Genomic DNA, 19189 nt, shown 5'->3' with positions numbered 1-19189 from the left:
CGACATCCGGGCCTGGGTCAAGGACTGGAACCAAGACCCCAAGCCATTCATCTGGACCAAGACAGCCGAAGAGATCCTCGACTCCCTCGCCCGCTTCTGCCGACGGATCTCTGGCGCAGGACACTAGCCGACGTGGCCCTGTTGTGGGCTGAGCCGGCCGTGTTCGGGCCGGTGGCCTCCGACCCGACGGTCTCTCGCCTGGTCGGACAGCTGGCCTCGGGCGGCAAGCGGGTCCTGGCCGCGCTGCGCGCCGCCCGTGCCGAAGTGCGTGAACACGTCTGGCGGTTGGCCGGGAACGCCGCGCCGGACGCGGGCGGGCAGGTGATCGTGGACCTCGACGGGGTCCTCGTCCGGGCGCACTCCGAGAAGCAAGACGCCGCCGCCACCTGGAAGAAGACTTTCGGGCACCACCCGCTGATGGGGTTCGTCGACCACGGCCGCGGCGGGTCCGGCGAGCCGGTCGTGGGCCTGCTGCGGCCCGGCAACGCCGGCTCCAACACCGCCGCCGACCACATCGAAGCCACGAAACTGGCCCTGGCCCAGCTGCCGAAACGGCTCCGGCGGGGGCGTCAGACGCTGATCCGTACCGACTCCGGCGGCGGCACCCACGCGTTCGTCGCCTGGCTCGCCCGGCGCGGGCGGTGGCTGTCGTACTCGGTCGGGATGACCATCACCGACGCCGTCCACCAGGCCGTCCTGAAGGTCCCGGCCTCGGCCTGGACGCCGGCCGTTGAACCCGACGGCGACATCCGCGACGGCGCCCGTCTGGCCAGGGCTCAGCGGGAGCTGTCCCGCACAGCCCAGGGCGAGGGAACCAACCGGGCCAAAGCGCGGCGTAAGGTGGCCAAGGTCCACGCCCGGATTGCCGACCGGCGCCGGGACATGCTCCACAAGCTGACCACTGGTCTCGTGCGTGACAACCAAACGCTCGTGATCGAGGACCTGACCGTGCGCACCATGGTCAAAAACCACTCGCTGGCCCGGGCCATCCCGGATGCGAGCTGGAGCGAGTTCCGCTCGATGCTGGAGTACAAGGCTGCCTGGTACGGGCGTCAAGTGATCGCGGTGGACCGGTTCTTCCCCTCCTCCCGGCTGTGCTCCGTCTGCGGAACCGTGCAGGAGAAGATGCCGCTCAGCGTCTGCAGGTGGGCGTGCGGCTGTGGTGCGGTCCATGACCGGGACGTGAACGCGGCGAACAACCTTCTGGCCGCCGGGCTGGCGGTGTCTGTCTGTGGAGCTGGTGCAAGACCTCAACGGAGTTCTCCGGGCGGGCAGTCGGCGGTGAAGCAGAAAACCCCACGGCGCGAGCCGTAGGAATCCCCTCTCGTTCACGAAGAGGAGGAAGTCAACTCAGCAAAACGCTTCAGCAGGCCGGCGGTAAAGGGCATACCGGCGATCGACGTCAGCGCGCCGGCTCGTGTGCCATTCGGAGACTCATCGCTGCTGCTCGGAGTGGGCCGCCGATATAAGTCGTCCTATGCCCAGCACCGGAAGCGCGGTGAGCAGGGAGCCGACACCCCCGATCCACAGCGTGGGTACCACGCCCATTTGCGAGGATAGCCAGCCTGCCAGCAGGGAGGAGATGGGGATGCTGCCCCAGACGACAAATCTGATGGAGGCGTTCATCCTGCCGAGGAGGTGCTTGGGGCACAGGCTCTGGCGGACGCTGACCTGCGTGACGTTGTAGACCAGCGCTGCCGCCGTCATGCAGAACTCGGCGAGCATCAGCAGCCCGGTGCCGAGGGTTCTGTGATCACCTGAGATGAAGCCGGCAACCGGATTGACCATAACGAACACCGCCGCCGTGACGAGACCGCCCGCGATCAAGGTTCCGTCGAACATGCGGCGCCGCAGCATCGGAGCCAGCGCGGCCCCCAGCGCGCCGCCGATCGATCCGCAGGTCATCACCACCCCGAGCATGAAGGCGCTGAGGCCTATGGTGCGCAGGACCAGGATGGGCAGCAGCGTCGAGACCATGTTCATGAACAGGTTCGAGAACCCCATCGACACGACGAGCCGTCTGATGACCGGCTGGTCCCGCACGAAGCGGAGACCTTCGCCGATCTCCGCGGTCAGGGCCCGCCGAGGTCCCGCTGCCAGCCGCTGCTGGGCCTCTGAATCCCGGATCAGCATCAGACAGCCGAAGCTGATGAAGTAGGAAATCGCATCCACGAGCATGAGGACGGGAGCGCTTACCAGCCGCAGCAACAATCCACTCAGCGCCGGTCCGCCGGTGGTCGCGAGCTGCGAGGTGGCCTCCAGCCGGGCGTTGGCTCTTCCGACGTCGCCGGCGGGTACCAGAATGGGCACATACGACTGGTAGGCCACATCGAAGAAGACCGTCACCAGACCGACGATCGTGGCAATCGCGTAGAGGTGCCAGATCTCCAGATTGCCGGCGAACCACAACCACGGGACGGTGAGGACGACCAGCGAGCGTATGAGAGCCGCCAGCATCATCGTCGGGCGCTTGAGCCATCGATCGACCCAGGCGCCGGCGGGAAGACCGATCAGCAGGAAACTCACGGTGGATGCGGCGCCCAGGATGCCGACCTGCGTGTTGCTGGCATGCAGGACGTCAACCGCGATGACCGGCATGCCCAGTTGCCCGATGCGCGTGCCGAACTGGGAGAGCGTCTGGCCGCACCACAAACGCATGAAGCCGGGACTCGACACCGAATAGGTGCTGACCGGTGCGGTCATCGGAGTCCTTTCGTGGATACCCCCGGGCTTCAGCCGGGGGAGGAAACGAAATCCCTGCGGAGCAGGGCACAGAGCTGGGATGCGCCGCAAGGGCGGATCGCAGTGCCCTGACCCGCAGGTTTGATCTCTACCTGCGGGTCTGGCTAGCTTGTGCGCGTGGCCGCGAATCATGTGAAGCGGGCGTTCAAGTACCGCTTCTATCCCAGTGATGCGCAGGCGGCGGAGCTGTCGCGCACGTTCGGGTGTGTGCGCAAGGTCTACAACCTGGCGCTCGCCGCCCGCACCGAGGCGTGGGCGCGGCAGGAACGGGTCGGCTACAACGCCACCTCGGCGATGCTGACGGCGTGGAAGAAGACCGAGGAACTGGCGTTCCTCAACGACGTGTCGTCGGTGCCGCTGCAGCAGACACTGCGCCACCTGCAGAGAGCGTTCACCCACTTCTTCGCCAGACGGGCGAAGTACCCGCGTTTCAAGTCGCGCAAGACGTCGCGGAAGTCGGCGGAGTACACCACCAGCGGGTTCCGCTTCCGCGACGGCCGGCTGACCCTGGCGAAGATGGCGGACCCGCTGGACATCGTGTGGTCCCGGCCGCTGCCCGACGGTACGGAGCCGTCGACGGTGACGGTGTCGCAGGACGCGGCCGGACGCTGGTTCGTCTCGCTGCTGTGCGAGGACCCCCATGTCACACCGTTTCCCGCCACCGACAATGCGGTCGGAATCGATGTCGGCCTCAGCCACCTGCTGACCCTGTCCACCGGTGAGAAGATCGCCAACCCCCGGCACGAGCGCCGCGACCGCACCCGTCTGGCCAGGGCCCAGCGGGAGCTGTCCCGCACAGCCCAGGGCGAGGGAACCAACCGGGCCAAAGCGCGGCGCAAGGTGGCCAAGGTCCACGCCCGGATTGCCGACCGGCGCCGGGACATGCTCCACAAGCTGACCACTGGTCTCGTGCGTGACAACCAAACGCTCGTGATCGAGGACCTGACCGTGCGCACCATGGTCAAAAACCACACCCTCGCCCGGGCCATCTCGGACGCGAGCTGGGGCGAGTTCCGCTCGATGCTGGAGTACAAGGCTGCCTGGTACGGGCGTCAAGTGATCGTGGTGGACCGGTTCTTCCCCTCCTCCCGGCTGTGCTCCGTCTGCGGAACCGTGCAGGAGAAGATGCCGCTCAGTGTCCGCAGGTGGGTGTGCGGTTGTGGTGCGGTCCATGACCGGGACGTGAACGCGGCGAACAACCTTCTGGCCGCCGGGCCGGCGGTGTCTGTCTGTAGAGCTGGTGTAAGACCTCAACGGAGTTCTCCGGGCGGGCAGTCGGCGACGAAGCAGAAAACCCCACGGCGCGAGCCGTAGGAATCCCCTCTCGTTCACGAAGAGGAGGAAGTCAAACCTGCGCTTCTTTCTCCGGGCTGTGGTGGCCGTTGTTCAGGGAGACCGAGCCGCCGGGGTGTGGTCCTGCCCTCTGCACGATGTCCTGGACGTGTTGCACGCGGGCGACGAATTGATCCTTCACTGCCCGTGGAAGGGGCGAGCGCATAGCCCTGCGCCGTTGCCCGGCCTCTGCTTGCCCGGCACAACCGTGGCGAGCGAGCCGTCCGCCGGCATGCAGGCTGGCGAGGGCGGCGCGGGTGGTGTCGGTGAGCGTGGGCTTGCCGTCTTGGCGCTGCGGGACCAGTAGCTGTGCCGCAGCGCCAGGGTCTCCACGTCCTCCTCTCTGTCGCTCATCGGCGACAGGCCGAGATGGGGAAGGCGGAGGTCACGGCGAGATGTGCAAGGCACAGCGGCACCAAGACCGTGCAGTCGTCGATGCCCTGCGCGGGGGAGACGACAGGGTGAAGGAAGGCGCGGGCCGGGGGCCGGGGAACCCAGCGCTTCACCCGGGCGGATGATTGACCGGCACACGCACCGCAGGGGCGGCACGGTGACGGTGGATCCGGTGCCGCGGGCCGGCCGGCCGGCGGCGCACCGCCGCTGTCCGACTGCCGGCCTCACCCATGGGCAGCAGCGGTGCCCGCGGGGTCATCCGGCGAGGACGACGCCCTTGCTCTGCAACAGATCGGCCAGCTCACTCAGGGTGGTCTCCTGGGTGACTTCCTCGTCGTCGATGGACACCTTGAGGTCGTCCTCCAGGGCGGCACAGATCTCCGCCGTGTTCAGCGAGTCGAGGGCGAGGTCCCCGAAGCTCTTGTCCGGCGCGATCTCGCCGTTGACTCGGAAGGTCTCCTGAAGCAGGTTGCGCAGGTAGTCGTATATCATGATCATGTTTCCTCTCTCACAGTTCCGATTCGACCGCGGTGATCTCCGGCCACACCAGTGCGGCCGATGCCCAGGCGAGCCCGGCGCCGAAGGCCGTGAGCACCATGCGGTCACCTGCACCTATCACCCCGTTCGCCTGCCCCTGAGCCAGTGCGAGCGGAATCGCCGCAGCCCCGGTGTTCCCGGTTCGCTCCAACGTGCACAGCGTCCTGCTCTCGGGTACCGAGAGCTGCTGGGCCACGGCCCGGATGATCCGCATGTTCGCCTGGTGCGGGACGATGGTGCCGACCTCGCTGGTCGCCCAGCCGCACCGGTCGAGCACCCGCAGCGTCGAACTCGTCATGTGCTCGATCGCCTTGAGGTAGACCCGTTTGCCGGTCATCGAGAGATAGCCGTCCCGCCGATCAGGCACCCGGATCAGGTCGCGGGCGGTGCCATCGCTTCCCCAGTCCACGGCGAGCAGCGCCCCCGGCTCGTCGCGCCGGCCGCTCCTGAGCACGGCCGCTCCGGCACCGTCGCCGAACAGCACCGCCGTGGCGCGGTCCGTCGGATCGAGGACCGTCGAGAACTTCTCCGGAGCCACCACGAGGACGACCTCGGCAAGGCCGGTCGCGATCAGACCGGCCGACACCGTCAGCGCGTAGATGAAACCGCAGCACCCCGCGGACACGTCGAACGCGGCCGCATCACCGATGCCGAGCGTGCTGGCGACCTGCGGTCCCACAGCGGGTACCAGACGCTCGGGGGTCGACGTCGCCACCACCACCGCGTCGGCCTTGGCGACACCGGCCGACTTGAGCGCGTTCTCGCCCGCCGCGACGGCCAGGTCAGCCAGTGACAGGTCGGCGGCGGCGACCCGCCGTGCGGCGATGCCTGTCCTGTCGCGTATCCAGGAATCGCTGGTGTCCAGGAGCTCGACCAGCTCCGCGTTGTCCACTTCCCGCACGGGAAGGCAGGTACCGAGCCCGGCGAGGACAGCCGTCTGGTTTCCGATGGTCATCGGAGTCCTTTCGTGGATACCCCCGGCTTCAGCCGGGGGAGGAAACGAAACTCCTGCGGAGCAGGGCACAGAGCTGGGATGCGCCGCAAGGGCGGATCGCAGTGCCCTGACCCGCAGGTTTGATCTCTACCTGCCGCCTGGCTGGTTTGTGCGCGTGGCCGTGAACCATGTGAGGCGGGCGTTCAAGTACCGCTTCTGTCCCAGTGATGCGCAGGCGGCGGAACAACCTTCTGGCCGCCGGGCTGGCGGTGTCTGTCTGTAGAGCTGGTGCAAGACCTCAACGGAGTTCTCCGGGCGGGCAGTCGGCGACGAAGCAGAAAACCCCACGGCGCGAGCCGTAGGAATCCCCTCTCGTTCACGAGGGGGAGGAAGTCAACTCAGGGGCAGCAGGATCGTCGAGCAGCTCGGCGGCCAGCTCGGCCACGGTCGGGCAGTCGATGAGGACCGGCATCGGCACGTCCATCCCCAACTCGGCGACGATCGACTTCCTGATCCTGATCAGGATTATGGAGCTGCCGCCCAGGACGTAGAAGTTGTCGTCGCGTCGCACCGTCGGGACTTTCAATGCGCTCGCCCAGATCTTGGCCAGCCGTTGCTCCAGCAGCGCGACCTCCTCGTTCGCGACGCCGGGTGCCCCCGGGGTGCCGTCGGAGAGGAACTGCGGTTCACGTGGCAGCCGTGAGCGCTCGACCTTCCCGTGCGTGGTGAGGGGAAGCTCGTCGAGCAGCGCGTAGTGGGCCGGCCGCAACGCCGTTGGCAGTTTGGCTTTGACGTGCGCGTTCAGCTCGGCGACCGTCGGCGGGTTGCCGTGGTCAGCGGGCCATATGTAGGCCAGCAGGAACTGCCCCGGTTCGGTACCGGCGACCGCCACCGCGGCGGTCGACACCAGGGGGTGGCTCATCAGCACCTGCTCGATCTCGCTGAGCTCGATCCGCACGCCGCGGATCTTGACCTGGTGGTCACGCCTTCCGACGAACTCCAGGCGGCCGTCGTCGGTGCGCCGCGCGTGGTCCCCGGTTCGGTACACGCGACTGCCGGGGTTCCTGGAGAAGGGGTCCGCGACGAACCTCGCGGCGGTCAGGGCCGGCAGCCGACGGTAACCGTTGCTGACGCCGGTGCCGCCGATCACCACTTCACCGACGGCCCCGTCCGGAACCTGCTGGAAGGAGTCGTCGACCAGGTAGATCTCCGCCCCGGAAATGGGCTCCCCGATCGAGATCGCCCGATCGGCGTCGGCACGGGTGAGGTAGGTCGCGGTGGCGGCCACGGTGGTCTCGGCCGGTCCGTACGCGTTGCGGAGCAGGGGAACGCCGTCGTCGAGCAGCCTGGCGACCAGGCTGGGCGGTGCGGCTTCGCCGCCCAGGGTGACCAGCCGCACGCTGCTCGGCAGCGGCCGGTCTCGCACCACTTCACTCAGCACGCTGGGCACTCCGTTGACCTGCGTCGGCCGCACGTGCGCCGGAAGGCTCGCCACCTCCATGTGATTGTTCAGCACCAGCACCGAACCGCCGACGGCCAGTGCCGGCAGGATCTCCGCGATGGAGAAGTCGAAGCAGAGCGAGGTTGCCGCGACGCTGCACTCGAACGTGTCACGAGGACAGTGGTCGATGGTCCAGCCGACGAAGATGTCCAGGCTCCGGTGGGTGATCCAGCACCCCTTCGGCGCGCCGGTGGTACCTGAGGTGTGGATGACCAGCGCGGTCGACCCCGGAATCGTGGCGCGGAAGGGCAGTTCACCCTCGTGGTGGTCGGCCATGCATGCGTCGGCGTCTATCAGTGTCCACGGCCCTGGTGGCACCGAACCGGCGCAGTCCTTGTCGACCAGCACGCGCCGCGCACCGGAATCCGCGAGCAGGAAGGCGATCCGGTCCGCGGGATAGGCGGCGTCCAACGGCAGGTAGGCCCGGCCGGACAGCAGCACGCCGAGCAGTGTCGCGATCAGTTCGGGTGTGCGCTGCAGCAGCAGGCCGACCGGTTCGTCGACCGGTACCTCCAGGGCGTCCAGGCGTTTGGCGACCGCACCGGCCTTGCCGAGCAGTTCACGATAGGTGAACTCCCGGTCCAGCGACCGAACCGCGACCGCATCGGGGTTCTGGTCTATCGCCGACCGCATCCGGTCGGCGATAGACGCGATGTCGTGCCGGGGCATTCAGGACGCTCCGTCGGCGGTCTCACGCACCAGCTCCAGCCAGCGCGTCCAGAGCCGCGCGACGTCGTCCGCGGGTATCTGGTTGCGGTGCACGATCTCCACGTACACCTTGTCCTCCATCGGGATGACGTCGAAGAGCAGGTCGAACATCGCCTCCATGGTGGACGGCTGGCTCACCTGGACATCCAGGTCGCCCATCTTCGGTGTGGGCATCGGGCGGTTGAGGTTGAACACCACGGAGGTGAACTGCTGGCGGCCGGTCCAGGGGTCGACGAGCTTCCCCCGGTCGGCGAGGTCGACCAGGATGTCCTCCAGCGGCAGGATCCCGTTGGCCAGGTCCTCGCCGAGCATTTTGCTGAACCGCCGGCGGTGCGCCGGGAAGTCGGTGTCGGTGAGCCGGCTGCGCACCGGGACGTAGCTGACGTAGTGCCCCACAAGACCCTGTTCCGACTCGCCTCGGCACTGGTCGACCGGGGTGCTGACCACCAGGTCGTCGCGTCCGGTCACCTCGTGCAGCGCCGCGGTGAACGCGCTGAAGACCGCCATGAACGGTGTGCAGCGCAGCTGCTTGCACCGTTTCACCAGCGCCGTCCACAGCTTCGAGTCGAACTCCAGCTCCTGCCGGGTCCCCGGCGCGCTCGCCGGGCGGTCCGGGGCGTCCCACGCCGCCGCGGGAAGTGTGTCCAGGCGCTGTCGCCAGTAGCTGAGCGCCGCTCGCCGTTCCCCGGCCGCCGGTTCCTGGGGCGCCGGCTGTGACCGTGCACCCCGCATCGTCACCGGGGCCAGCCCCCGTGTGGCACGTGTGTAGCCGTCGGCGAGGTCGTTGAACACGGCGACCATGGAGGTGCCGTCGAAGACCAGGTGGTGGGCCGAGACCAGCAGGTAATGGCTGTCGGAATGCCGCAGCACGGTGGGACGGAACAGCGGTCCCTTCGCGAGGTCGAACGGCGCGTTGGCGTACTCATCGATCACGGCCTGAAGATTGCTCTTCTTGGCCACCTTGTGGACGGGTGTCGCGCTTTCGGCGCCGTCGGCCAGGACCAGGTCGTGCCCGTCGGGGGAGCAGACCGCGCGCAGTGCCGGGTGGCGTTGCCGCACCGCGTCCAGCGCGGCGTCCAGTGCCGGCAGGTCGAGCTCGCCGGTGAGCTTCAGCACCAGGGTCTCGTTGTACCACACCGACTCGGGCCCGAGCTTCTGGCTGACTTCCCACACCTCGTGCTGCTGGGCGGACATCCGCCAGCGGTCCGCCGCCCGCACCGGGGGCGGGGTGGCGACAGCGTCCAGGAACTCCGCCTTCCGCAGGTCGTGCAGGCCGCGGTCCACCGCGTCGATCAGGCGCTCGGCGTCGCTGTCGGTGTGGGCGGTGGACATGAAGAACGTCCTGCCCTCCCACATGTAGATGCCGTCCGCCAGCATGCTGTGGTAGAGCATCTCCAGCGGCAGCGGGTGGTACAGGTTGGACATTCCGCGGTACTGGAACCGGAACAGCGAGCCGTTGGATGCCAGCGAGTACGGCACCTCGTGCTGGACGAACAGGTCGTCTATCGCACCGACCAGCCGGGCGGTCCTGTCGTTGATCTCGGTGTAGACGGTGTCCTGGTGCTCTTCCAGGTACTCCAGGGTGGCGTTGGCCGCCGCCATCGCCAGCGGGTGCTTCTGGAACGTGCCCCCGAAGAACGTGGTCTCCGCGTCCGGAGCGCTGTCGTCGCCGTAGTTCCAGCTGCCGCCGTCGAGCCCGTCCAGGAGGGCCTGCTTGCCGGCGATCGCGGCCACCGGAAGGCCTCCGCCGAGCACCTTTCCGTACGTCGCGAGGTCCGGCATGATGTCGAACAGCCCCTGGGCACCACGGATGTGCATGCGGAACCCGGTGATCATCTCGTCGAAGATCAGCACCGTGGCGGTGTTCTCGGTCAGTCGGCGCAGTTTATGCAGGAAGGGGGCCGGCTTCCCCACTGGGTTGCGCGCCTGGATCGGTTCGCAGATGACCGCGGCGATCTCGTGGCTGTTGGCGGCGATGTAGTCCAGGGCCGCCTGGTCGTCGTACGGCAGGATGACCGTGTCCAGCAGTGCTCCGGGCGAAACGCCGTCCACCATCGGGCTGACGCTGCCGATCTCCTCACTGCTCCGTCCGAGCACCCCGTCGGTGATGCCGTGGTAGGACTTCTCGAAGTAAGCCACCTTCCGCCGGCCGGTCGCGAGCCGGGCGAGGCGCACCGCGCCCATCACCGCCTCCGACCCGGTGTTGCAGAAGGAGACCCGGTCGTGGCCGGTGATCCGGCAGAACGTCTCAGCGGCCCGGTAGGTGGTTTCCACCTGGGGGCCGAGCATGAACGAGCGCGGCAGCTGCTCGGCGATCGCGTCCTGGATGAACTGCGGGTTGTGGCCGAAGAAGTGCACGCCGAAGCCGACGCAGTAGTCGATGTAGTCGGTGCCGTCGGGGTCCCAGAAGTGCGCTCCCCGGCCCCGGTCGATGACGATGGGGAAGTTGAGCTCCTTGAGCTCGGGCCGGAAGTTGCCCCACGGGCGGCTTTCCGCCATGCGGGCGCGGTGTGCGGCGACGAGCTTCTTCGACTGCGGGCTGCGCTCCTCCATGCGCTGCACCAGGGAGTCCACGTAGGCCTGCTGTTTGCCGGTGAGCCGGTTGCCGGCCGAGCCCGTGGACTTGGCTCCGGCTGCTGGTACGGGTATGGCGATGGTCACGGGTCCGGCGGGCTCGGTGGCCGCGGGCGCGGTGGGAGTGGCGGCCGCAGGTGCGGTGCGCTGCGGTGCCGGCTCCTCGGCGGGCGCGGCCTCCTGGACCTGGACGGCCGGCGCGCCGCCGAGCAGGGCCAGCTGCTGCCGCATGAGCGCGAGCTGGTCGTGCACCACCGCGTCGAGGCCGGTGGCCGCGGGGAGCGCGGTGACCTGCTGGACCGGTACGACGAAGCCGTTGGAGGCGGGCGGCGCGGTGACCTGCTGGACGGGTACGGCGAGGCCGCCTGGCGCGGCCGGTGCGGGGACCTGCTGAACCGGTGCGGGGACCTGCTGGACCGGTACGGCGGGGGCTTCGGGCTCGCTGGGGGCTTCCGTGCGGAAGGTACCGGACTCAGCGAGCGCGGTCGCGAGATCACCGACGGACTGGTACTTCTCGAAGAGGTCGGTCGCCTTGAAGGACGTGCCGTGACGTTTGTTCAACGTGTTGACCAGTTGGAGCAGCAGGATGCTGTCCGCGCCCAGTTCGAGGAAGAACGACTCCTGCGTGATCTTTTCCCTCGGGTACTTCAGGACCACGGAGACTTCGGCGGCCACCTCTGTGAGGGCCTGCTCCTGTGATGCGGGCAACTTGCTCCTCCTGAGTGATTCCTGTGGCGGTTCGATGCCGGTGGGCGTCCGGCCGTCCAGTGCCCAGTGGCGGACGCGCTGCCAGGGATACGACGGGGTGCTGGGCAGGAAACGCCCGCCCGGGTACACCGCCTGCCAGTCGAGGTCAGCGCGGCGGGCGTACAACTCGGGCAGCACGGCCCGCGCGGACACGGTGCCCTCCTCGTCCTCACCGAGCGCGTGCAGCACGCTCGCCCGGACGCCTACGGCGGCCGCACTGGTGTGCACCGGGCCGAGCAGTACCTGCCGGGGACTCATCTCGAGGAAACTGGTAAACCCCATGGTGGCGGCCTGCTGCACGGCGGACCGGAACTGCACGGCGTTGACTATGCCCCGGCCCCAGTGCGCGGCGTCCATCTGCGTGCTGTCGAGCAGAGCGCCGGTGATCGAGGAGAACAGCGGGACGGACGCGGGGCCGGTCGCGGCGCCGGCGCCGCAGCGGGCGAGTTCCTCGCCGACGGGTGCGAGATCGGGGTGATGGGAACCGAACTGTATCGACAGCAACCGGGACCGGTAGCCGTCGGCCTTCAGCTGGGCGGCCAGTTTCTCGACCGGCTCGGTCGGGCCGGACAGCGTGACGTTGCTCGGCCCGTTGTCGACGGCCAGCACGACGCCCTCCGGGCAGCGCGCGATCAGGTCGCGGATCTTCTCCGGTGGGGCGGCGACCGCCACCATGCGAAGATCGGAGACAGCGTGCTGCATGACCGTCCCGCGTGCGACGACCAGCGCCACCGCGGCGTCGAAGTCCAGCATGCCGGACACGTACGCGGCGGCTGCCTCCCCCGCGCTGTGCCCGATCACGGCCGCCGGCCGCAGGCCGAACGACGACCACAGTCCGGCCAGCCCGCTCTGCACGGTGAAGTGCAGCGCCTGCGCGATGTCCGTCCGGGACAGCGCTACCTCGTTGACCTCAGGGCCGCCCTTGCTCAGTAACTCGAACAGGGACACGCCCAGCAACGGGGCGAAGGCGTCCGAACAGCGGCGAACGTGCTCGACCAGCGTCGGCTCCGAGAGGAGCGCCGCACCGAGCCCGCTCGTCTGCGGCCCCAGTCCCGGGAACACGAAGACGGTGTCCCGCCAGACCGGTCCGTCCGCGGCGTCCGGCGCCGCTCCGCCCGCCAGGAACGACTCCACTGCCTGACGCAGCTCGGTGCCGTCCCGTCCACTGAACGCGATGCGCTCCGGGTGGTGGGCGCGCCGCGCGGAGGCGCTGTAGCACAGGTCCGCTGCTGCCGCGCCACCGTCCTCGGACAGCCGGGACAGGTAGCGCTGCGCCAGCTCCCGCAGCGGCTGCTTGCTCTTGGCCGACAGTGGCAGCACCAGTGTCGCCGGCGGCGTCGACGGTCCGTGGGGCACCGGTTCCGCCTGCTGGACAACCACATGCGCGTTCGTGCCGCCGAACCCGAACGCGCTGACCGCACCCATCCGACGACCGGGTCCGTCGGGCCAGCGCATGTTCTGTTGGGCGACCTCGAGCCGCCCCCTGTTCCCCGCCACGCGAGGGTTGAGTTCCTCGTTGTGCAGGAGACCCGGGATGCGCCCGGACTGCAAGCAGGCAACGAGCCGCATGATGCCGGCCAATCCCGCGGCCACCTCGGTGTGCCCGATGTTGGACTTCACCGACCCCACGTAACACGGAGGGCTTCCCGAAGGCACCTTCCCGTATGTCGCGGCGAGTGCGCCGAACTCGATCGGATCTCCCAGTGGCGTACCGGACCCGTGCGCTTCCACGTAGCCGACCTCTTCGGGACGCACTCCGGCATCCGCCAACGCGGCACGGTAGACCGCCTCCTGCGCCGGGCCGTTGGGCGCGGTGAGGCCGTTGCTGGCCCCGTCCTGGTTGATTGCGCTGCCCCGGATCACCGCGTGGATCTCGTCGCCGTCCCGCTGAGCCTGGGCCAACGTTTTGAGCACCAGCACGCCGCAGCCGTCCGCGCGGACGAAACCGTCGGCATCCGCACCGAAGGAATGGCACCGCCCGGTCGGGGACATCATGCCGGCGTGGGAAAAGGACACCCAGTCGTCGGCCGCGAGTATCAGGTTCACCCCGGCGGCCAGGGCCAGCGGGCAGTCTCCCTCGCGCAGCGCACGCACGGCGAGGTGCACGGCCACCAGGGAGGACGAGCAGGCGGTGTCCACGGCCATGCTGGGGCCGTGCATGTCCAGCACGTACGACAGCCGGTTGGCTGCGATGGCACCGGAATGCCCGGTGACGAAGTGCCCACCGAGGTCGGTCAGCTGTCGGCCGAGCAGTCGGCCGTAGTCGCTGTCACTGATGCCGAAGAAAACTCCTCCGGCGGCCAGTTGGGGGCTCGTCGGCGGCACCCCTGCCAGCTCCAACGCCTCGTACGCCGTCTCCAGCAGAATCCGCTGCTGGGGATCCATCTGTTCGGCTTCCCGCGGCGTGATGCCGAAGAACTCGGCGTCGAACCGGTCGATCCCGTCGACAGCGCCGATCCGACGGGTGTTGGTCCGTCCCGGCTCGCCCGGGTTGGGCGAGTAGAGATCGCCGAGTTGCCGGGAGTCCGGTACCTCGGTGATCGCGTCGACACCATCGAGTGAAAGCCGCAGGAGGTCCTCGGCCGTCCTCGCCTCACCGGGGAAACGACACGCCATGCCAATGATCGCGATGTCGCGGTCACCGTGATCAGCCGCCATCGGATCCATTCCTACACCACCTCTTCCGAACGGCCCAGCGCCTCGGTGAACTCCTCAACGGTGGGATGGTTGAGCACCACGGTGACGTCGATCGACCGGCCGATGACCGCCTCGACCGCCGCGGCGAGTTGATGCGCGCCTCCGGAGGTCAGTCCGTAGTGCGCGAACGGTTGGTCGTCGGCGATCTGCTCTGCGGGGACGCCGACTACCCGGGACAGCGCCAGCCGCACCATCGGCCGTACCAGACTTAAGGGAGTGGCTGGCGGCGCAGCACGTGTGCTCTGCACCAGCTCGCTCCGTTCGGCGCGCAGGCGAGCCACGATCTGTCCGTCGAAGCCACCGCTTTCCAGCAGCCGCCGGTTCTCAGAGCGCTGGATCTTGCCGCTTGAGGTCTTGGCCAGTGTTCCCCTGCGGACCACAGCCACCTCGGCGACCGGCAGCTGGCATCGGTTCCAGACCACGTCCCTGACACGTTCGGCGAACTGGTCGGCCGTGGTGTCGACCAGGGTGCGCGCGGCGATCTCGACGACCACCGCCGCCTGTTCCGCGCCGTCCCGTTCGACGGGGAAGGCGGCGCAGGAGACGGTCGCCAGCGAGGGATCGCAGTCCTCGACGATGGACTCGATGTCCTCCGGATGGTAGTTCTGCCCATCCACGATGATCAGGTCTTTCAGCCGACCGGAGATGTACAGTTCCCCGTCGTACCGGAACGCCAGGTCGCCGGTGCGCAGGAACTCGCCGTCGTGCTCCTGTCCGGCGATGTGCTCCCGGAAGGTCTCCCGGGTGGCGTCCGGCCGGTTCCAGTAGCCCTGCGCAACGCAGGGGCCCTGCACCCACAACTCGCCGATCTCCTCATCGGCCAGCTCGCGCAGGGTGTCCGGATCGACGATGCGGATGTCGACGCCCGGCATCGGCGGCCCGCAGCTTACGACGGGCACGGCAGCGGGATCGTCCTGAGCGACCGCGGAGACTTGGCCGTTGTGCAGCGCCGACGCGGACAGCCACCGGACCTTGGGGTGTTCGTTGGCCCGCGAGCCGCAGACCGCAAGGGTTGACTCGGCCATTCCGTAGCCCGCGCACATCGCCCTCGGATCGAACCCGGCGGGCTTGAACTTCTCGGCAAAACGGCGCACGGTGCGCTCGCGCACCACTTCGGCACCGTTGACCGCTACCCGCAGGCTGGACAGGTCCAACTGGTCCAGGTCGGCCGGCGCGTCGCGCAGGCACAGTTCGAAGCTGAAGTTGGGACCGCAGATGTGCGTGGCCCTGAACCGGGAAATGGCCTCCAACAACCGCCGAGGACGCCTGACGAACAATGCCGGTGACATCAGATAAGCCGGAACACCGAGGACCCAGGGGGCGACGATGCTGTACACCAGACCGAGGTCGTGGTGGAACGGGACCCAGGAGGCCACCACCCCGTCGTCCCGCATGTGCCAGGTCTGATCGATGAGCTCGGCGTCTGCGATGAAGTTGTGATGGCAGACCATCACGCCTTTTGGCCGCCCGGTCGAACCGGAAGTGAACTGCAGCATTGCGATGTGCTGCCGGTCGATGTCCGGCGAGGTCCATTCGTCGGCCAGCTCATCCGGGACGCCGTCCGTTTCCATCAGGACCAGGTCCTTCAATTCGGGTGCGTTGGGAAATCGGGTACGGATTTCCCGAATTGCTTGCCCGGTGGTCAGCACGATCCGCGTCCCGGCCGCGTCGGCGACGCGGCGGAGCCGGTCGAGGTCGCGTTGGCCTCGCGGCATCTTCACCGGTGCGGCGGCAACCCCCGCATACAGGCACCCGGCGAAGGCGTTGACAAATTCGAGACCGTACGGGTGGGCGAGCACGACGTTGCCGCCGGCAATACCGCGTTGCTGGAGCAGCACGGCACGCGCCCGGGCCGAGCGGTCGAGTTCCGCGCAGCTTGCCTGCTCCGCGACCTCCACACTGCCGGACAGGAATGCGCAGAACATGTCGTCCGGAGAATCGGCTGAACGCTTTCTCAGGATTTCGACCAGCGTTCCCGCAGACATCTCGGATTCGTCTATATGGTTCATACCGGGGAACTTCTCCTCACTCGGCAGCACCCAAGCAAAACCAAGCTATGAGCAGAGGTCGCTGATCGTCAACAACATGCGACCAACGACCAGCAGGAACCAACTTTCGTGTCCGTATGAATACACGAAAGGCGCCGTCCTCAGCGCGATCTGTAGGTTCGCTTGACCGTAAACGCGGGACGACCTTAATCTGAGGCCGGTTTCCCGCTGCCATCGGATCCGATGGGCGGTGTTGTCAACCTATTCCGGGAGATGCGCTTATTCATGCATCCCGACGCGAGAAGTTCGTGGTTCTGGATACCTCATCCAAGGCGGGCGCCACAGTTCCGGCTGGTGTGTTTCGCGCACGCGGGCGGTGCGGCGACCCATTTCTCCGCCCTGAGCACCGCCCTTCCGCCGGACACGGAGTTGTGGGCTGCTCAACTGCCCGGCCGGTTCGTCCGCCACCGCGAGCCGGCCCCGACCAGCCTGCCGGAACTGGTTGCCCAGATAGCCGACGCGCTCCGGTCAGCCGCCGAACCAGATGTGCCGATGGCGTTGCTGGGACAGAGTTTCGGTGGTCTGCTCGCGGCCGAGGTCGCGAGGCAACTCGAACCCGACCTGCCTGTACTGGCACTGGCGGTGTTGTCCGCCTCCCCACCGCACCTGCTCACGTCGTTTCCCGCGATCACCCGCGAGGAGGTACCCGACCTGCTGCTCCGCACCGACGGCGGCGCGCAGGAGATCCTCGACTCCGCCGAATTCCGCGACATCGTGCTGAATAGAGTCTGGACCGACCTCGAGCTGCTGCGCCAGGTGCCGGTTGTGGAGCGGCCCACGCTCAGGTGCCCGGTGCACGCGATCGCCGGGGCCCGTGACAGCGAGATCGGCACAGCGGAGATGGCGCAGTGGCAGCAGTACACGGAGTCGGTCTTCACCATGAACGAACTGCCGGCGCCGCACCTGATCGCCTCGGCGCACGCCGCCGAACTGAGCGACACCGTCACCGAACTCCTTCGATCGGACCTAGCGAAGTGCCGGAACAACCATCCGGCCCATCAGACTGAAGGGCGATAGCGTGCACCCGAACACCACCAAGGTTCTGGCCCACCTGAGTGGGATCCGTGAGGACGACGAGCGCCCAGCGATCATCACGGACGATGGCGTGTGCACCTATGGTGACCTGCGCCGCCGTGTCACCCAGTACTCCGACGTGCTGGCCCACATCGGCCTGCGTCCCGACGAAGCCGTGGCGATGAGCGTCGAGTACGGACCGGACGCGGTCGCCGCGATGTTCGCCACGCTGGAGGTCGGTGCCGCCTTCGTGTGGCTGGACAGCAGCCAGCCGGCCGCGAGGAACCGAATCGTGGTCCGCGACTGCGGAGCCAGGTACCTGATGACCGACAGCAGCCAGGGGGGCAAGCGGCTGGTCGCAGAGCTGGCCGAGTTGAACCTGGGCCTGTTGCGGATCGGTGACTCCTCTGCGGCCTTCATCGAGCGCATGAGCCGTGACCGCGGTGCGGCGACGCTGCCGGCGGACACCGCCACGGTCGTCTACACCTCCGGCTCGACAGGAACTCCCAAGGGGATCGTCCTGACGCGGGGCAACATCGACCAACTCACCGAGTGGTTCGCCGACCGGGTCGGCCTCGCGCCGGGCGCGAGGCAGTTCCAGTGGGCACACCTCAACTACGACGCGGCTTACATAGAGATCTTCTCCGCGATCCGCAAGCGCGCAACCCTTGTGATGCCCCATCCTGAGGCCAGGTCGGACGTGCGCATGGTCGAGGAGTGGATTCGCCGCCACGCGGTGACTCATCTGGAGACCGCGCCCAGCCTCTACCGCGCGCTCATCGACGCCGTGGACAGCGCTGGCGCGGCTGCGCTCGACGAGGTGCGGGTGGTCACCATCACGGGAGAGGAGCTACGGCCGACACTGGTGTCGAAGATACGCGCCGCCTTCCCGCGGGCCGACATCTACAACATGTACGGTCAGACCGAGAACATCCTGGCCACCTTCCACCCGGTCACCCCGGCCGACGAGCTCGAGCCGGTGGTGCCGGTCGGCCGTGCACTGCCGGGGCGGGAGGTGATGTTGCGCACCGCCGACGGCGACGAGGTGGCCGAGGGCGAGCTCGGCGAGGTGTGGGTGCGCAGTCGGTTCCTGTCACCTGGCTACCTCAACAATCCAGAGCTGACCGCCTCGGCCTTCTTCCCCGATCCGCACGGCGAACCCGGGGTCCAGATCTACCGGACGGGCGATCTGGCCCGCAGGACGGCTAGCGGCGAGCTGGTCTTCCACCGGCGGGTGGACCACCAGGTCAAGATTCGCGGTGTGCGGGTGGAACTGGGCGAGATCGAGGCCGCCCTGCTGGACGTGCCGGGCATCGTGCAGGCCGGGGTCGTCGCGAGGGAGGTCGACGAGGAACGATCCCGACTGGTGGCCTACGTCCAACTCAGCGACGGTGCCGACGTGTCGCCGGACCAGCTCAAGGCGGCACTCGCGCAACGGCTGCCGCGGAACATGGTGCCGGCGCGGTTCGTCGTGCTCGACAAGATGCCTCTGACGACGTCCGGAAAGATCGATCGGAAGCGGCTGCCCGCCGTGGCATCCGATGCCCAGGAATCCGGCGGGCGTGATGCCGCCGCCCGCAGTACGACCGAGAGGGAGCTGGCCATCATCTGGTGGCGGATCCTCGACGCGCAGCCGCAGCGGCACGACGCGGACTTCTTCGCGCTCGGCGGTGACTCCCTGACCGTTCCTCAGGTACGCGATGCCGTGAAGGCCACCTTCGGCGTCGACGTCCCGCTGCACTCCTTCTACGAGTGCCCGCAGCTGCACCAGCTGGCCACCCGGGTCGACACGCTGATGCAGGAGACCACGGTGGGTTCACCCGGCAACTGAACGAACCCTGGCCCGGGGCATGGAACGGTGTCTCGTACGTGATCAATCGCGTCGGTGACCACATCTCATGTGGGCGGCCTTCGGCTGCCCACATGAGATGGCCCTGACCGCTCCCGGTGCGCCTGCCGGTC

General features: G+C 68.1%; 11 protein-coding genes. 4 read left to right on the top strand and 7 right to left on the bottom strand.

Annotation, left to right across the window (positions count from 1 at the left end; all coding sequences use genetic code 11):
- The first annotated feature begins 96 nt into the window (after positions 1–96).
- Positions 97–1314, top strand: a complete 1218-nt coding sequence (locus tag ACTWQR_RS50445) for an RNA-guided endonuclease TnpB family protein (protein WP_443234081.1) — start codon at positions 97–99, stop codon at positions 1312–1314.
- A 120-nt stretch (positions 1315–1434) separates the two neighbouring features.
- Here the strand turns inward: ACTWQR_RS50445 and ACTWQR_RS50440 are convergent, their stop codons facing one another.
- Positions 1435–2703: an MFS transporter gene (locus ACTWQR_RS50440; protein WP_443234079.1), complete on the bottom strand. Its 1269-nt coding sequence runs from the start codon at positions 2701–2703 to the stop codon at positions 1435–1437.
- A 156-nt stretch (positions 2704–2859) separates the two neighbouring features.
- Here ACTWQR_RS50440 and ACTWQR_RS50435 point away from each other — a divergent pair, with 156 nt between their 5' ends.
- Positions 2860–4056 (top strand): RNA-guided endonuclease InsQ/TnpB family protein, encoded by a 1197-nt coding sequence (locus tag ACTWQR_RS50435; protein ID WP_443234078.1) that lies wholly within the window; start codon positions 2860–2862, stop codon positions 4054–4056.
- Between the two features lie 156 nt (positions 4057–4212).
- Here ACTWQR_RS50435 and ACTWQR_RS50430 read toward each other — a convergent pair whose 3' ends face one another.
- The 6 genes from ACTWQR_RS50430 to ACTWQR_RS50405 form a co-directional block, all read right to left on the bottom strand.
- The gene (locus ACTWQR_RS50430; protein WP_443234077.1) at positions 4213–4428 is read right to left on the bottom strand and encodes a hypothetical protein; all 216 of its coding nucleotides are present in this window, start codon (positions 4426–4428) and stop codon (positions 4213–4215) included.
- A 294-nt stretch (positions 4429–4722) separates the two neighbouring features.
- On the bottom strand, positions 4723–4959 hold the full coding sequence (locus ACTWQR_RS50425; RefSeq protein ID WP_443234076.1) for an acyl carrier protein: 237 nt from the start codon (positions 4957–4959) through the stop codon (positions 4723–4725).
- A 16-nt stretch (positions 4960–4975) separates the two neighbouring features.
- Positions 4976–5959 carry a beta-ketoacyl-ACP synthase 3 gene (locus tag ACTWQR_RS50420; RefSeq protein WP_443234075.1) on the bottom strand — a complete coding sequence of 328 codons (984 nt, stop codon included), beginning with the start codon at positions 5957–5959 and terminating at the stop codon, positions 4976–4978.
- A gap of 355 nt (positions 5960–6314) precedes the next feature.
- Positions 6315–8108 carry an amino acid adenylation domain-containing protein gene (locus ACTWQR_RS50415; RefSeq protein WP_443234074.1) on the bottom strand — a complete coding sequence of 598 codons (1794 nt, stop codon included), beginning with the start codon at positions 8106–8108 and terminating at the stop codon, positions 6315–6317.
- Positions 8109–14126, bottom strand: coding sequence for an aminotransferase class III-fold pyridoxal phosphate-dependent enzyme (locus ACTWQR_RS50410; protein ID WP_443234073.1), 6018 nt, complete (start codon positions 14124–14126; stop codon positions 8109–8111). It abuts the gene before it with no gap.
- Positions 14127–14137: 11 nt separating this feature from the next.
- On the bottom strand, positions 14138–16174 hold the full coding sequence (locus ACTWQR_RS50405) for an AMP-binding protein (protein WP_443234072.1): 2037 nt from the start codon (positions 16172–16174) through the stop codon (positions 14138–14140).
- Between the two features lie 333 nt (positions 16175–16507).
- On the opposite strand from ACTWQR_RS50405, the gene ACTWQR_RS50400 reads away from it, so the two are divergent.
- Both ACTWQR_RS50400 and ACTWQR_RS50395 read left to right on the top strand, forming a co-directional pair.
- The gene (locus tag ACTWQR_RS50400) at positions 16508–17230 is read left to right on the top strand and encodes a thioesterase II family protein (protein ID WP_443234071.1); all 723 of its coding nucleotides are present in this window, start codon (positions 16508–16510) and stop codon (positions 17228–17230) included.
- Between the two features lies 1 nt (position 17231).
- Positions 17232–19058 (top strand): non-ribosomal peptide synthetase, encoded by a 1827-nt coding sequence (locus ACTWQR_RS50395; RefSeq protein WP_443234070.1) that lies wholly within the window; start codon positions 17232–17234, stop codon positions 19056–19058.
- The last annotated feature ends 131 nt before the right edge of the window (positions 19059–19189 follow it).

Origin of the sequence: Streptomyces sp. 2A115 (assembly GCF_052245575.1) — a bacterium.
GTDB lineage: Bacteria > Actinomycetota > Actinomycetes > Streptomycetales > Streptomycetaceae > Streptomyces.
Note: the sequence above shows the minus strand (reverse complement) of the source record. Positions and strands in the feature narration are given on the sequence as shown.

Excerpts from the sequence above, each read along its gene's own strand:
- ACTWQR_RS50440 (WP_443234079.1), bottom strand. The coding sequence starts at position 2,703 with ATGACCGCACCGGTCAGCACCTATTCGGTGTCGAGTCCCGGCTTCATG.
- ACTWQR_RS50430 (WP_443234077.1), bottom strand. The coding sequence starts at position 4,428 with ATGAGCGACAGAGAGGAGGACGTGGAGACCCTGGCGCTGCGGCACAGC.
- ACTWQR_RS50425 (WP_443234076.1), bottom strand. The coding sequence starts at position 4,959 with ATGATATACGACTACCTGCGCAACCTGCTTCAGGAGACCTTCCGAGTC.
- ACTWQR_RS50420 (WP_443234075.1), bottom strand. The coding sequence starts at position 5,959 with ATGACCATCGGAAACCAGACGGCTGTCCTCGCCGGGCTCGGTACCTGC.
- ACTWQR_RS50415 (WP_443234074.1), bottom strand. The coding sequence starts at position 8,108 with ATGCCCCGGCACGACATCGCGTCTATCGCCGACCGGATGCGGTCGGCG.
- ACTWQR_RS50410 (WP_443234073.1), bottom strand. The coding sequence starts at position 14,126 with ATGGCGGCTGATCACGGTGACCGCGACATCGCGATCATTGGCATGGCG.
- ACTWQR_RS50405 (WP_443234072.1), bottom strand. The coding sequence starts at position 16,174 with ATGAACCATATAGACGAATCCGAGATGTCTGCGGGAACGCTGGTCGAA.